The 14638-nt window shown below is 43.8% G+C and carries 11 protein-coding genes; 5 read left to right on the forward strand and 6 right to left on the reverse strand.

What is annotated here, in order from left to right; all coding sequences use genetic code 11:
• Positions 1 to 34 precede the first annotated feature (34 nt).
• Both rlmF and H0262_RS00490 read right to left on the reverse strand, forming a co-directional pair.
• Positions 35 to 1072, reverse strand: a complete 1038-nt coding sequence (gene rlmF, locus H0262_RS00485; RefSeq protein WP_181209303.1) for a 23S rRNA (adenine(1618)-N(6))-methyltransferase RlmF — start codon at positions 1070 to 1072, stop codon at positions 35 to 37.
• A 65-nt stretch (positions 1073 to 1137) separates the two neighbouring features.
• Entirely contained in the window at positions 1138 to 1875 is a 738-nt protein-coding gene (locus H0262_RS00490; RefSeq protein WP_181209304.1) for a LysE family translocator, read from the reverse strand.
• A gap of 203 nt (positions 1876 to 2078) precedes the next feature.
• Here H0262_RS00490 and H0262_RS00495 point away from each other — a divergent pair, with 203 nt between their 5' ends.
• Together H0262_RS00495 and H0262_RS00500 are read left to right on the forward strand one after the other, a co-directional pair.
• Positions 2079 to 2894 (forward strand): crotonase/enoyl-CoA hydratase family protein, encoded by an 816-nt coding sequence (locus H0262_RS00495; RefSeq protein ID WP_181209305.1) that lies wholly within the window; start codon positions 2079 to 2081, stop codon positions 2892 to 2894.
• A gap of 17 nt (positions 2895 to 2911) precedes the next feature.
• The gene (locus H0262_RS00500; protein WP_181209306.1) at positions 2912 to 3889 is read left to right on the forward strand and encodes a hypothetical protein; all 978 of its coding nucleotides are present in this window, start codon (positions 2912 to 2914) and stop codon (positions 3887 to 3889) included.
• Between the two features lie 250 nt (positions 3890 to 4139).
• Here H0262_RS00500 and H0262_RS00505 read toward each other — a convergent pair whose 3' ends face one another.
• Positions 4140 to 4970: a hypothetical protein gene (locus tag H0262_RS00505; protein ID WP_181209307.1), complete on the reverse strand. Its 831-nt coding sequence runs from the start codon at positions 4968 to 4970 to the stop codon at positions 4140 to 4142.
• 239 nt (positions 4971 to 5209) lie between these two features.
• Here H0262_RS00505 and H0262_RS00510 point away from each other — a divergent pair, with 239 nt between their 5' ends.
• Positions 5210 to 6382 (forward strand): MalY/PatB family protein, encoded by a 1173-nt coding sequence (locus tag H0262_RS00510; protein WP_181209308.1) that lies wholly within the window; start codon positions 5210 to 5212, stop codon positions 6380 to 6382.
• Positions 6383 to 6384: 2 nt separating this feature from the next.
• Here H0262_RS00510 and H0262_RS00515 read toward each other — a convergent pair whose 3' ends face one another.
• The 3 genes from H0262_RS00515 to H0262_RS00525 all read right to left on the reverse strand — a co-directional run bounded on the left by H0262_RS00515 (position 6385) and on the right by H0262_RS00525 (position 11771).
• On the reverse strand, positions 6385 to 7953 hold the full coding sequence (locus H0262_RS00515) for an FGGY-family carbohydrate kinase (protein ID WP_181209309.1): 1569 nt from the start codon (positions 7951 to 7953) through the stop codon (positions 6385 to 6387).
• Positions 7954 to 8133: 180 nt separating this feature from the next.
• Positions 8134 to 9789, reverse strand: a complete 1656-nt coding sequence (locus tag H0262_RS00520) for a glycerol-3-phosphate dehydrogenase/oxidase (protein WP_181209310.1) — start codon at positions 9787 to 9789, stop codon at positions 8134 to 8136.
• Between the two features lie 230 nt (positions 9790 to 10019).
• Positions 10020 to 11771, reverse strand: a complete 1752-nt coding sequence (locus H0262_RS00525; RefSeq protein WP_181209311.1) for an FAD-binding oxidoreductase — start codon at positions 11769 to 11771, stop codon at positions 10020 to 10022.
• A 273-nt stretch (positions 11772 to 12044) separates the two neighbouring features.
• Here H0262_RS00525 and guaA point away from each other — a divergent pair, with 273 nt between their 5' ends.
• Positions 12045 to 13640 (forward strand): glutamine-hydrolyzing GMP synthase, encoded by a 1596-nt coding sequence (gene guaA, locus H0262_RS00530; protein ID WP_181209312.1) that lies wholly within the window; start codon positions 12045 to 12047, stop codon positions 13638 to 13640.
• Between the two features lie 127 nt (positions 13641 to 13767).
• Positions 13768 to 14613 carry an HNH endonuclease gene (locus tag H0262_RS00535; protein ID WP_181209313.1) on the forward strand — a complete coding sequence of 282 codons (846 nt, stop codon included), beginning with the start codon at positions 13768 to 13770 and terminating at the stop codon, positions 14611 to 14613.
• Positions 14614 to 14638: the final 25 nt, after the last annotated feature.

Here is a 14638-nt window from a genome sequence, read left to right on the forward strand (position 1 = left end):
TGAAACTATAGTTATTTATGATCTTAATTATTATTTACTCTTCATCAGTATTAAAACGCCATGCAAGTATACGAGTACTTTTTTGACCTTGACTCATCTCGATGATACGCATTTGGGCGACACCAAGTTGTTTTAACAGCAATTGCAGAGGTTTTACGTTTTCTGATTTTGAGACCAAACTTGTGAACCAGCCAACGTGCTCAGCGAAATCTTGACTCTCTTTTGCCATCTTAGTTAAAAAGGCAATCTCACCGCCCTCAGACCACAGCTCTTTATGCTGACCACCAAAGTTTAGGTTTTGCGCGGCATTGCCAGACTTTGTTGAGCTGCGGCTAATTTGTTCATTTTCATTCTTACCGCGATGTCGTTGTAAATTATGCTGCTTACGACTATTGGCTTCCATCGCTTCTTCTAACGAGGCATGAAACGGCGGATTACATACCACTACATCAAAGTAGTCTTGGCGACCGATGATATTTTTAAAAATAAATTTAGGTTCGGTCTGTAGTTTGACTTTAACGGCGCTTTTTAGCTTTGGGTTGGTCTCACAAATCAGCGCGGCGGTATTGACCGAAATAGGGTCGATATCAGAGGCAGTAAAGCGCCAGCCGTAGCTTTGACTACCAATAATCGGATAAATCGCACTGGCACCTGTGCCAATATCTAGGGCGTGGATTTCTTTGCCATTTGGCGGTGTATTGTCTTTATTCACATGCGTGGTTTGCGCGAGCAGGTCAGAGATATAATGGATATAGTCGGCACGACCAGGGATCGGTGGGCAGAGATAACCTTCAGGAATATCCCAAAATTTCACACCATAATAATTTGCTAGTAGTGCCTGATTAAGGACGCGCACGGCGGCACTGTCTGAGAAGTTAATCGTCGACTCGCCTTTGGGATTGGTAATGGTGTGCTTAGCAAGCTCAGGCAAAGCGCGAGTCAATACTTCAAAGTCATAACGACCTTGGTGCGGATTGCGCGGATGTAGCTGTCCTAATTTTTTGGCAGTTTCAGGCGATCTGTTTCTGTGGTTATTGGCGGTTGGGCGACGGTTCATAGGCTTACTGGTCATAGTATCGGGCTTTGATGTTTGAATATAATGCACCATTTTAGCAGATTTCACGAGTCACTAGCGTCTTATCGACTACGTAAAATAAGATTTAATCCCAATATTATCATCGCTGTACCCAATACGCGGTCGATCCAATGTTCAAAACGTTGAAAGCGACGATGAATGGCAGGAATAGAAAGTAACATCACCACGGTACTAAACCATGCCATCTGCAAGACCATCATCCATACGCCATAAATAGCTAGTTGCCACACCGGTATATCGGGTGATAGTACGAGGGTAAATATCGCGACGAAATATACTGGTGCTTTTGGGTTAAACACATTGCAAAAAAAGCCACGGCGCAGAATGGAAGCGGTCGATTCAGTGTCAGTAGACGGTTTCTTATTACAAATAGCTTTGTCAGAAAGTGCTGTATGAGTGCTAAGCGTCGTTTGCTTAGAAAGTGTATCGTGCGAAACGTGAGCGCCTGAATCTGTTGGTTCTGCGGAAAGGGCTAAATCAGCTGGCTTTTTAGCTTTGGCTTGAATACCTTGCCATCCGAGATAAATAAGATAACTACCGCCTAACCATTTGATAGCGGTCAATAATGGCTGCGAGTGGGCAATCAGCGTTGCTAGTCCCAGCACCGAATAAATAATGTGAACAGCTAAACCCAAGGTGATACCAAGGCTACAAATTAAACCCGTGCGTCGCCCTTTTGCCAAGGTTTGCTGCGACACCAAAACAAAATCAGGCCCTGGAGAGGCGGCAGCGAGTAGATGAACGCTGGTGATCAGCAAAAAACCGTGCCAAAATTCCATAAAATGCTCTGAGTCATGTCTTGAGTTGGATAATAGTTGCATTTATCGTAAATGAGGTCAACTGATATTGATATCACCGCTGATATGGTGCTTGCGTTGCACCGAACGTATGTCTATATTGAAAGGAAGGTTTATTAACTGTAGTAATATCAATTTAGTGTAATTTGTACTCTATAAATAAATGCTTTAAAAAGGATAAGACCATGACTACGGAAAGTAATAATAGTAATTCTACTAGCAATGACACTCGCATTACCTATGACGTCCAAGATTATATCTGCCTAATCGGACTCAATCGCGTGGATAAACGCAATGCCTTTGATAGCCATATGATCAAGCAACTCTCTGACGCACTTACTCAATATGAAAATGACGCGAATCTTCGCTGTGCGCTGATATTCGCTCATGGAGATCATTTTACCGCAGGTCTGGATTTGGTAGAGCTGCAAGACAAGCTAAATGACGGTGTGTTTGAGTTTGACGATAACCAAATCGACCCGTGGGGCATCAGTGGAAAATTGCGTACTAAGCCTGTTGTGGTGGCAGTAAAAGGCACTTGCTTTACTGTGGCTATCGAGCTGATGCTCAATAGTGATGTGGTCATCGCTAGTGATAACTGCAACTTTGCGCAAATGGAAGTGCAGCGCGGCATCATGCCATTTGGTGGCGCGACGGTACGCTTTGTCGCAGCAGCAGGCTGGCAAAAAGCCATGCCGTATCTACTCACGGGCAAAGCATTTGATGCGCAAACGGCTGATAGGTTGAATTTGGTCAGCGAAGTGGTGGCAAATGGGTCTGAATACGATCGAGCATTGACACTGGCGCAAGCGATCTGTAAAGCTGCGCCTTTGGGTGTAAAAGGGGCGCTATCATCCGCGCAAGATGCCAGTCGTAATGGGGCAGCGACTGCATTGGCCAATATCCATAGCTATCTCCCGCCGCTCTTTCATTCAGAAGATGCGAAAGAAGGGGTGATGGCGATGGTTGAGAGACGTGAGGCTGAGTTTAAGGGTAAGTGAAACATAAGGTCTCATTTATGTGGAAGCAAAAAATAATAGCGATATGGTCTAAGTATTTTTTGAAAAATTGGCAACCAGACTTTGAAGAGCTTTCACCTTATATCTCTCCAGATATTCTATACTTCTTCACTGTAGATAAAGACTCTTCATACTGTATATCATGGAATACAACGTATTCTGAGTTATTAGCTCTTAATTTAGGACATCTAGAAACAGATATAAATCATGTACAATTTTATTATTTTGATATACCTATTATAGTGGGTCATATCAAATTTAATCATGCAAAGATTTTATGGAACTCTACTTCATTAGAGTCACCAATCCAGCATTATATAGTCGACATTAGAGAAGGAGTAAGGTATATAGACACTTACTCAAAGCTAGCAGGAATGCTCTCTAAATATGAGACATATGCGCAAAAAATTACCGATAATATGGTTATGGATGAAGACTCTTTTAATTTGTGCATAAAAGATATCTTCTACGTCCTTAATTATTCTATATCTGATAGATGTACTCGCTTAGATATTTATAATAAGAGAGATTATGCTTATCCTATTTTACTAGATAGTAATTATCAGCATCAAGGCACTGTTAGCAAAATTCACTATATGAGCTATGGGCTTAAAATTGAGCAATATCATCACTATTATGATTACTGTATAAAACCTGTACCAAGCTTCATCACTGCATTACTTGAGTATGATGAAGATAATATCTTATGGATTGATAATATAAATAAGGTAATAGGTTTCAAAGGTGATAAGTCTTGCTTGGTACTACCTAATAAAATCGAAAGTATACAGATTGACAATCTACGTCCTGCGAAAGGTTGGGGTGGTTGTTGGATGGAGATTAGGATAGCTGGTTTTAAAAATAGCATTCGTATTTATCAAGTACTAGATGTTAATCAATTAGATAAACACGTAGACGATTTTTCTGCTTTTTTTGGAATTAATGTTGTTATCAATGATAGAGGTTATGACTGTTAGATTAATAACGCCTATTTAATTTACACCATACGCTAGACAATCTATAAATTAAACGATAATAGCGAATGGCAGGATTGGCTCCAGCTTCATAACAACTTTGATAACCACGAAATCTAAAGCGGTACTTCAAAACACAATCAAGCAAACCAAACATACCAACCAAAAAAACCTCGCAATTGCGAGGTTTTTGTTTTATCTAGTATGACTGACTATAACTACACCAGCGTCAGTGTTAACCGCTCAATTATAATTATTTAGCCGATTTGTAGTAGTCAACCATCATAGTGCCTAACGTGCCGTTGTCATCAATAGTGACGATTCTGACCGTACCTGACTGTGCTGCGGTACTAGATTGCACTTGTCCAGCATTACCTAAGACGACTTGATTGTTTTTCGTCGCCATTGCTCCGTTACCGATAGCGATGCTGTTCATGCCGCCAGCCATAGATTTATTACCTAACGCTACCGAGTTTGCACCTTGTGCGGCTGCCGCTTCACCAACTGCGGTAGAGCGTACGCCACTAGCATCGGCTAGATGACCGAAAGCTTGCGCGCGTTCGGCAGTGGCTTTTGACTGCCAACCGATGGACGTTGAGCCTAGACCTACGGCATTGGCTTCACCGCCAACAGCCGTTGCTGAGTTTAGACCTGCATTGGCTTTATTACCAACAGCGACCGTGTCATTGGTGCCACCAGCCATAGCGGCTTCACCGACTGCGGTAGAACGAACACCGCTTGCATTGGCCAAATGACCGAAAGCTTGCGCGCGTTCGGCAGTGGCTTTTGATTGCCAACCGATAGAGGTTGAGCCTAGACCTGCGGCATTGGCTTGACCGCCGACAGCCGTAGCAGAATTAAGTCCTGCATTGGCCATATTACCGATTGCAACGGTATCATTGCTGCCGCCAGCAGTGGCTGTATTGCCAAGAGCGAGGGCAGTAGTGTTTGCGGTGGTTTGTGCATTTGACGTTTGATAGTCAGCGCCTGTTGCCATAGTCGTGCATGAAGCGGTGGCAGCGATGGCTAAAGTAAGGGCACACGTTTTGAGTGCTAAGTTTGGTAAAAAGTCCATTTTCATCATGCTAAATCCTTTTAGACAAGCCATCTTGGCTTAGTAGGGGGTTTGAGTAAAAGCTGATAGATCACAATCCTTGCAATATCAGCGTACTCTGGCATAAATAACTTGATCATATGTAGAGTCCGCAATATTAATGTAACACTAATTTTTAGCCATTATTCAAATAATGATGATGTTATATTTTTAAATATCATTTAAGCCGACGAATGAACAGTTATAATATAAAGCAATCGTAAAGGGGAATGCTGGTGTTGTACAACTTTGATGAAATAATAGACAGACGTGATACGGGGTCGTTTAAATGGCACTATACCGATGACACGATTCCGCTATGGGTCGCGGATATGGACTTTAAGGCCGCCCAGCCTATTTTAGCGGCGATTGAACAAGAAGCGCAGCATGGCATATTGGGTTACACCGTGCCGACCGAGCCGTTGTATCAAGCGATTATCGACTGGCATGGCAGTCGTTATGACTTGTGGCTGGATAAGCAGGATATCCTGTTTTCTCCGGGTGTCGTGCCAAGTTTGGTGCTGATGATGCAAGTATTTACCGAGGCAGGGGATGCGGTACTCATCAATGATCCTATCTATACGCCTTTTATGACCAAGGTTTTGGACAATAATCGTAAGCTGGTGACTTCTGTATTACAGGAGATTGAGGGGCGATACCATCTGGATTTAGCTGATATAGAAGCCAAAATTATCGAGCATAAAGTTAAGCTATATTTGTTCTGCAATCCGCATAATCCGGGCGGGCGGGTATGGACAGCGGATGAGCTTGAAGCGCTGCTTTTCATCTGCAAAAAGCACGATGTGGCGATTGTGAGTGATGAGATTCATCAAGATTTAACTTTGAGTGGTCACACCTTTATTCCTTTTTTAACCCTAGCAACAGGCTATGAGCACAAGGTGGTGAGCCTAACCTCGATGACTAAAACCTTTAATATTGCCGGTATTAAAGGCTCGATGATATTTGCTAAAGACAGCGCATTAATGAGTAAAATTAACCAGCAGCAGCGTTTAAGTGACGAACATGAGCTAAATTTATTCGCTTATACGGCGATGCGTAGTGCTTATGAGCAAGGTGGTGAGTGGTTGGCGCAGTTGCTGACTTATATCGAAGCCAATATTGACTTAACACTACAATTTTTAGCAGAGCATTTACCTAACATTAAGGTGATGCGCCCAGAAGCTTCGTATTTGATTTGGCTAGATTGTTCGGCATATGCTGAGGACGATCAAATGCTTTATGACAAATTGCGAGCCGCTAAGGTTGAGCTGAGCGCAGGTATTAAATATGGTAATGAAGGACATCTTAAAATGCGCCTAAATGTGGCGTGTCCTAAAGCGCTGCTGATAGAGGGGTTAAATCGTATGCGCATTGCCTTAATTGGAGATGATTTTAAACAGTAATATCATTTAGCTGGATATCCCGTGATGTCCTGAATGCTTTGATATAAAGGCTTTAAGCGCTCATACATTTTGAGATAAACCTCATTATAAAGACGTTTGTAGAGCTGGACATTGGCTTCGATAGGTAAGAACCCATCACCCAAATGGGTCATGGCCTGAGTTGCGGTTAAATGGTCGGGATAAACGCCAAGTCCCACCGCACAATTGATAGCAGCGCCTAAGCCTGAGGCTTCATAAGTATGCGGTCGATAAGCGGGCATACCGAAGATATCTGCCGTCAGTTGCATCGCTGAGTCACTTTGGGAACCACCGCCAGACACACGCAGATGTTTAATGGCTTTGCCTGTACGCTTCTCAATGGTATCAAAACCAAGCTTTAGCTCATAAGCCAGCCCTTCTAATATAGCTCGATAAACATGCGCTCGCGTATGTACGTCGCCAAAACCAATAAGCGCACCTTTGCCTTCAAGACCTGGATGACGAACACCGGGCGACCAGTACGGCTGCATCATCAAACCCATACAGCCTGCTGGAATGTCTTTGACTGCCTTGTCGAGTAGTTTTTCAGTATCAACACCCTGCGTTTTTGCCAGTTGCTCTTCATACTGGGCAAATTGCTCTTTAAACCAGCTAACCATCCAAAAGCCGCGATAAATCATATACTCATGATTGTAGTAATTTGGCGCGGCGGCGGTATAAGCGGGCATGTGCTTGAGTATCTCAATATAACGGCTCGACGTGGTATTGATAGTCGCAGTAGTGCCAAAGCTTAAGCAGGCGGTATCGGCGGCAAGTCCGGCGGAACCGAGTGCTTCACAAGCCTTATCACTGGCGGCAGCAATCATTGGCGTGCCTTCAAGAATACCAGTAGCAGCGGCAGCGTGAGCGGTAATATGACCAAGTAGCTGCCCAGGTGGCATAAGTCTGGGCATTTGCTCTAGTCGGCAACTGAACAGTCGCCATTTGATGTTGTTTGGCTTAAACCATGCTTGCGCTTTGTAATCGTAAGGCAGGTAGCCTAAGGGATGACCAGTAGAGTCGGCAATCTCGCCTGTGAGCTGATAGGTAAGGTACGCTGATAAATTGACATAATAGGCTGTTTTCTCCCATATCTCTGGTTCATGATGCGCAAGCCAGTTGCAACGTGCTTTTTGCTGTGCCTCTTGTACCAGCTCGCCCATACCGATGACTTTGGTGAGTGGACCTAGAAAACCTATGTCATTGTTCTCGCCGCGACGCAAATCCATCCACACAATGGCTGGACGTAGCGGTTGTTTATCCTTGTCCAAACATATCATGGTATAGCGCTGGGTGGCGAGACTGACGCCGGCAATTTGCGCTGGCGTGATATTGCAATTTTGCCACAACTGCTGACAGGCCTCGCTCAATTTTTGCCAATAGTAATCGGCATGTTGCTCGGCAAAACTAGGCTGCTCAGAAAAATACGGCTCGATAGGGACGCGTGCTTTGGCTATCTCGGTGCCGAATTGATCAAAGATGAGCGCTCTCACGCTTTGGGTGCCATTGTCGATCGCTAAGAAATAAATAGGCGCATCAAAGTTGTCGGTCATAGTCATCCTTAACTATGTGGGAATATAGGTTGAAGCTAACTTAGAGTATCAAGCGGAACGGGTATTATTTTTTTTAGCTTGCTGTGCCTACGCCGACAGAGGCTGAAAAAATTCATCCCAGTTCCGCCATATCTTTTCAACACTGAGTTTAGTATAGATAAATTAGGATATAAAAAAGCGCTAAGCCGCAGGCAGATAATAGTAGCGTTGCCATAAGGCTTGATAACGGTCAGCCTCTTGCTGCCATTTTTGCTCATCCCAGCCTAGCTCCTGCTGACATATTTGCTTGACTCGCTGACTGATTAGCGGGGTCATCGCACCATTGGGCAATATAAGACCCAAGCGCGTGCGTCGTAGTAATAAATCATCCAAATGAATAACCTGCTCATAGCGAGCAGCAAAGCGAATCTCCGCCCAAATGGTATTGCTATCAGTCACATAAGCCAAGTCATCGTCATGAGCCAGCTCTAGCAAAGTATCGAGCTGTAGGCCATAAAAACCTTTTAAGCGCTGTTGTAATGGTAGCGGCAGGGCAGTAAATTTAGGATTGGTTGAGGTTTGCTTGCTAAAAACTTGGCTGCTATATAACACATTACCTTGAGTAGCTGATTCATCGAGTTCGAGCACCTTTTGACAGACTTTTAGTACATCAAGGGCGATTAGGCGAAAGGTGGTTAATTTGCCACCGCTTACAGTGACCAGATTATTATCCAACCAGACGCTATGATCGCGTTTTTCCTTACTAGGACTGACGCGCTTACCATCATTGCCATCAGAAATCAGTGGACGCACGCCTGCCCATGAGCTGATGACATCCTTGCGGCTAATATCTACATCATCAAAAAGATCATTGGTCGCCGTCAACAGATAGTCCACCTCAGCATTGGTAATGCCGACTTCTGTATCATCTAAGGGTGGATGGTCCAAATCAGTAGTACCAAGAACGGTTCGGTTCTCCCACGGAAAGACAAAGATTGCTCTTTTATCGACAGGATGCAAAAAGGTATAGGCTTGATTGAGCGGTAGGCGCTCTTGACTGACCACCAAATGACTGCCGCGCGATGGACGAATTTGCTTATGAAAGGTTTGTTCCGTTTGCTGACTGGCTTGCATCCGTAATGTATCTGCCCAAGCGCCCGTGGCACTGACCACGACTTTGGCCCGAACGTCGTAAGTATGAGTGCTATGTTGAGGAGAGCTGTCTTTTAGAGTAGCCCCCACCACTAAGCCTTGTTCAGTGGTTATGAGTGATTCTGCTTTAAGATAGTTAATCGCGTGCGCACCATCATGAATAGCTTCGTCCAATACCCGCATCACGAGCCGTGAGTCATCGGTCACAGCATCACTAAATTGACTGGCACCCAAAAATTTATCTTGTTTAATATGAGGGTTAAGGCTAAGAAAGGCGTCTTTTTTAAAGTACTTAAAGTAGTGCTTACCCGCGAGCTTATCATATACCCTAAGTAGATTATTAAATATCCATGGCGGTGGAAACTTGCCTTTGTAATGGGGCATGACATAGTGCATCTCATTAACGAGGCCACTCGCTTCATTCAGCATGCGTTCACGCTCGCGTACGCTGTGCAGTGTCGTCTTGAAATCGCCTGAGGCAATGTAACGTAGCCCGCCATGTACCATTTTGCTTGAGCGGCTGGAGGTGCCCCAAGCGAAGTCTTTTTGCTCAATTAATAGTACTGCTAAGCCGCGTCTTGCTGCTTCGCGAGCAATACCAGCACCAGTGATCCCGCCACCGATAATGAGCATATCCCATGGTTCAGAACGAGACAGTGGTCCTAATGCTTGCTGGCGTTGTTGATATTGATTAGCTCGGTTCATAGACGACTCATTTTAATTGTTACTTAATTTCAACTATGTATGTTATCCAAATAATCTAATTCATAGTCGTTACTAAATAAAATAAATACACTATATTATAATGCGCGACTGGTATTAATTTTCCTTGCGTGCTGTGCCTACGCCGACAGAGGCTGCGAAAAATCAATGCCAGCCGCGCTGTAACGCTCTTAAACCAAACTAACTATAAACAAGGTTTTTGAATAAAGTTATTATTCAATCAAAACACCCGGATTCATACGCTGCTCAGGGTCCAGACTTTTAAGCATATCACGGGTAACCTGAATACCTAGCTTACCCTTTTCAGCAGTGAGGTAAGGGGCATGGTCACGACCGACACCATGCTGGTGCGATATTGTCGCTTTACCATTTGCCAAACTTGAGCTGGCACCATGCTTGATTTTTTGCCAGCGACTTAAGGTACTGGCGTGATCTTGTGCCGCTCTAAAGAAGTAGGTAGTATAAAGGCTAGCACCTTGCTTATAAACGTGTGAGATATGCGTAAATGCCATCACGGCTTCGCCTTCGTCTGCCAGTGCAGTTTGCACCGCTGCTTGCATCTGCTGCATTTGCTCGTCGATATTATGCCAATTGGTCGCGGTCTCAAAGGTATCCACCATGATGCCTTTTTCCCACAAAGTACCGCGCAAATATGGAAATTTAAAACGTCCATGTGACCATATCTTGCCCATCAGATTGGCAAGCTTGCCACTGATGCCACCATGCTGCTTTAATAGATTTTTGAACTGCGTCAGTGCCAGCGCATTCTGTGCTTTATCACCTGATAGGCCATAAGTAAGCATGACTTTTTGAGAATCTAGCCCGCGGGCTTTTAAATAAGTACTAATAGCTAAAAACTGACTGGGCGTCGTGCCCAAATGTAGATGAGCATCAGTCTCGACCGCATTGCTCAGGCGTAGCATCGATAGGCGGATGTTTTTTTGTACTGCTTGTCTGAGCACTTCTTTACCCGCCTCCCAATTTGGCAAAAATACCACTTTGAATAGCTCTTCTTCCGGTTGTGACAGCACGCGCATTTTGACTTCGGTAAAAATACCGGCGCGGCCTTCAGTACCCATCATCATTTCACGCAGATCAGGCCCTGCTGCTGACGCTGGAATATCAGCGATATTGAGTACACCTTGCGGCGTGACCAACGTACCACCAGCAAACATCTGCTCGATACGTCCGTAACCTAAAGACTGCTGACCGCTAGATCGTGCTGCAATCCAGCCGCCAAGCGTCGATAGCTCCCACGACTGCGGATAATGTCCCAAACAGTAACCGTGAGCATTTAATTGCGCCTCGACTGCTGGACCTTGTGTACCTGCGCCAAAAGTAGCAATTTGGCTCTCTATATCCAAGTCAATCAGCTGATCCATCCTATTCATAGCGATAGTCAATACAGGGCGTGAACCCTTTTGCGGATTGATATGACCAGCGACTGAGGTACCACCACCAAAAGGAATGACGATCAGATCGTACTCGCTTGCTAGTTTTAATAAGGTTTCGACATCAGCGGTAGATTGCGGATGCGCCACGCCATCAGGAAAGACTTCAAAGTCGCCACCATGCATGGCTATCCAATCCGGAAAGCTTTGACCACGGGCGTGTCTGAGTCTTACTTCGTTATCGACAGATACAGTATCAAGCTCAATCATAGCAGCAGGTAAGCGTGATTTTGGAACGGTTTTGAGCACCTTTTGTAAGCTGACAGAAGACAGTTTTTTGGTTTTACCAATGTGTGACTTGATCAGTTTTGCCCCATGTGGCGAGACTTTTTTATTGATACTGACATTGCCCCAGCCATTCCAGCGCGTTTGCTCTATCGGCGTGTTGGCGGGTGTAGTGACGGACGTATCTATTTTTGAGAGCGTATCTAAACTGGTATTATCAATAGGAGAGGTCGTTGAGATAGAGGCAGTTTTAGACGTTTTACGCATAAAGGATTTAATTTTGCTCATAGTAAATTTAACCTATCGATTTGTAATCACGGTTTGAGTGTCGCTACTGTGGCTATCTCATTACTGTGGCTATCTCATTGTCCATAATCAGGCAATGAGGATATTGTTCTTTATCGAATTAGCATATCACAAATGATCTGATTATTTGATATATGCTAAACATTAGTAGAATAATTTAAAAATAGACAATAATAAACGTATATCTAACCGCCACTACATTCGTGAAACTTGTTAAAATAGCGCACCAATTTATTTATTGATGGACACTACGTTATGACAACTGCTGCCAACGTTCCTACTATTAAAGAAGATCGCATCTTAATTCTCGATTTTGGCTCACAGTACAGCCAGCTTATCGCCCGCCGTGTCCGTGATTCAGGCGTATTCTGTGAGATGTTTCCTTATGATATCGACACTCAGCGCATTATCGATTTTGGCGCAAAAGGCGTTATCTTATCTGGCGGTCCTGAGAGCGTCCACGCAGATGACAGCCCACGCATCAATGATGCCGTATTTGATCTAGGCGTACCAGTATTGGGTATCTGCTATGGTATGCAAGCGATGGCAGATCGCTTCGGTGGTAAAGTTCATGCCAGTGATATCCATGAATTTGGCGCAGCAACCATCAATATCGATGGCAAATCAACGCTGACTGATGGTATCGAAGACGCAGCAGCGAAGCTAAATGTCTGGATGAGTCATGGCGATAAAGTGGTCGATGCCCCACAAGGTTTCGATATCGTCGCCAGTACGCCAAGCTGCCCGATTGCGATCATGGCAGATGATTCGCGCCATTATTATGGTTTGCAGTTCCATCCTGAAGTGACGCATACCGCCCAAGGGTCTGCATTACTTGGTCGTTTCGTCCATGAAATCTGTGGCTGCGCCGGTAGCTGGACGCCTGATAACATCATCGATATGCGTATTGAGCAACTGAAAAAGCAAATCGGTGATAAGCAAGTATTGCTAGGTCTTTCAGGTGGTGTAGATAGCTCAGTCGTCGCAGCATTGCTGCATAAAGCGATTGGCGATCAATTAACGTGCGTATTTGTGGATACTGGTCTGCTCCGTCTGCACGAAGGCGACCAAGTGATGCAAATCTTCGCTGAAAACATGGGCGTAAAAGTCATTCGTGTCGATGCTGAAGAGCTATTCTTAACCGCATTGGCTGGCGAGTCTGATCCAGAAGCCAAGCGTAAAATTATCGGTAAAACCTTTATTGATGTCTTTGCCAATAGTGCCCGCGAAGTGAGCGAGCAGAGCGATGGTAAAGTCATCGAATTCTTAGCGCAAGGGACGATTTATCCAGACGTGATTGAATCAGCGAAGTCGCATCAAGGTAAAGCGCATGTGATTAAGAGCCATCATAATGTGGGCGGTTTGCCAGATGATTTGGCGTTTGAATTGGTTGAGCCGCTACGTGATTTGTTTAAAGATGAAGTGCGTAAACTGGGTATTACCCTTGGCTTGCCTGCGAAGATGATTAACCGTCATCCGTTCCCAGGACCGGGTTTGGGCGTGCGTATCTTGGGCGAAGTCACCAAAGAATTTGCTGATATTCTGCGTTCTGCTGACGCTATCTTTATGGAAGAGTTAGAGCGTTCAGGCTGGTATGAGAAGACCGCGCAAGCATTTGCGGTCTTCCAACCGATCAAATCGGTCGGCGTGGTCGGTGATGGTCGCCGCTATGCGTGGGTGATTGCGCTACGTGCTGTTGAGACTGTAGATTTTATGACCGCACGCTTTGCGCATCTACCGTATGATTTGATCGAGACGGTATCGAATCGAATCATGAATGAAATCGCTGAAGTTTCACGCGTGACTTATGATGTGTCGAGCAAGCCACCTGCGACGATTGAGTGGGAGTAAGACTCTTAGCTAGTTGAACATAGATTTTAAAGTTAGAAAAAGGCGCTCAGGTTGAGTGCCTTTTTTATGAAAATTAGAACTACCCAATATTTAAAATATATATTATTTCTCTAATAAGGCTTATTAAATGTCTGATAAACCCTACAGTAAGTCTAGACCATCAATTCCAGCAGAATTAAGGCGCGCTATTGAGGTGGAAGCAGGTCATACCTGCGCTATAAAAGGTTGTTATGAACATACTTATCTTGAGATTCATCATATAGATCTTAATAGAGAAAATAATACTTTAGAAAATTTAATTTTATTATGTGATAAACATCATAAAATGTCTCATGCTGAAGTAATTGATAGAAAGGCATTAAGAGAGTATAAAAAACTATTAAATAACAATCATGATTCGACTATTATAGAAAAAATAGAAGAGTTGAAAGCGTTGATTAAGAATCAAAAAGCAAGTAAACCTATACCTCAGCCTACTAACTCACAACCTATAGACCCTCAAATTAGTAGATTAGCTCCTCATCGGTCAGATGTACTGCATTTCGCTCTCTATCATGTTGCAATAGCGTTTTATGAAAAACGAAATAATTTGTATTTTGAGCATCAAGTAGAGTTTATCAAAGATGAGTCACACTTAATACTTGATGCTTTACGTCAGAATGATAACTTATCAAAGGATATAATCATTGAGGTACACTACATTAGGAAGTCTTACTTAGACTCTATAATTTATAGTCAGCAGATAGAAAAGAAAATTGAAATTTATAAATTATTAACGGGGCGAGAAGCGCGAGGAGTACTATTAATTGTTGTAAGTAAGGAAAAGATGAAGACTGAAACTAATCTTCAGTATACATATAAAGGTGTAGAAGTTAGTAGTGAAGATATAACAATAGAAGTTTTCAGTTGCGATGAAATCGGTTTTCATCCAGGATCTGTGAGTGCTGCAACAATTCAATCAGACTTAGAATAACCTTCAAAAAATAAAAAAAGCAGCA

The organism is Psychrobacter sp. D2 (assembly GCF_013608135.1).
Lineage (GTDB): Bacteria > Pseudomonadota > Gammaproteobacteria > Pseudomonadales > Moraxellaceae > Psychrobacter > Psychrobacter cryohalolentis.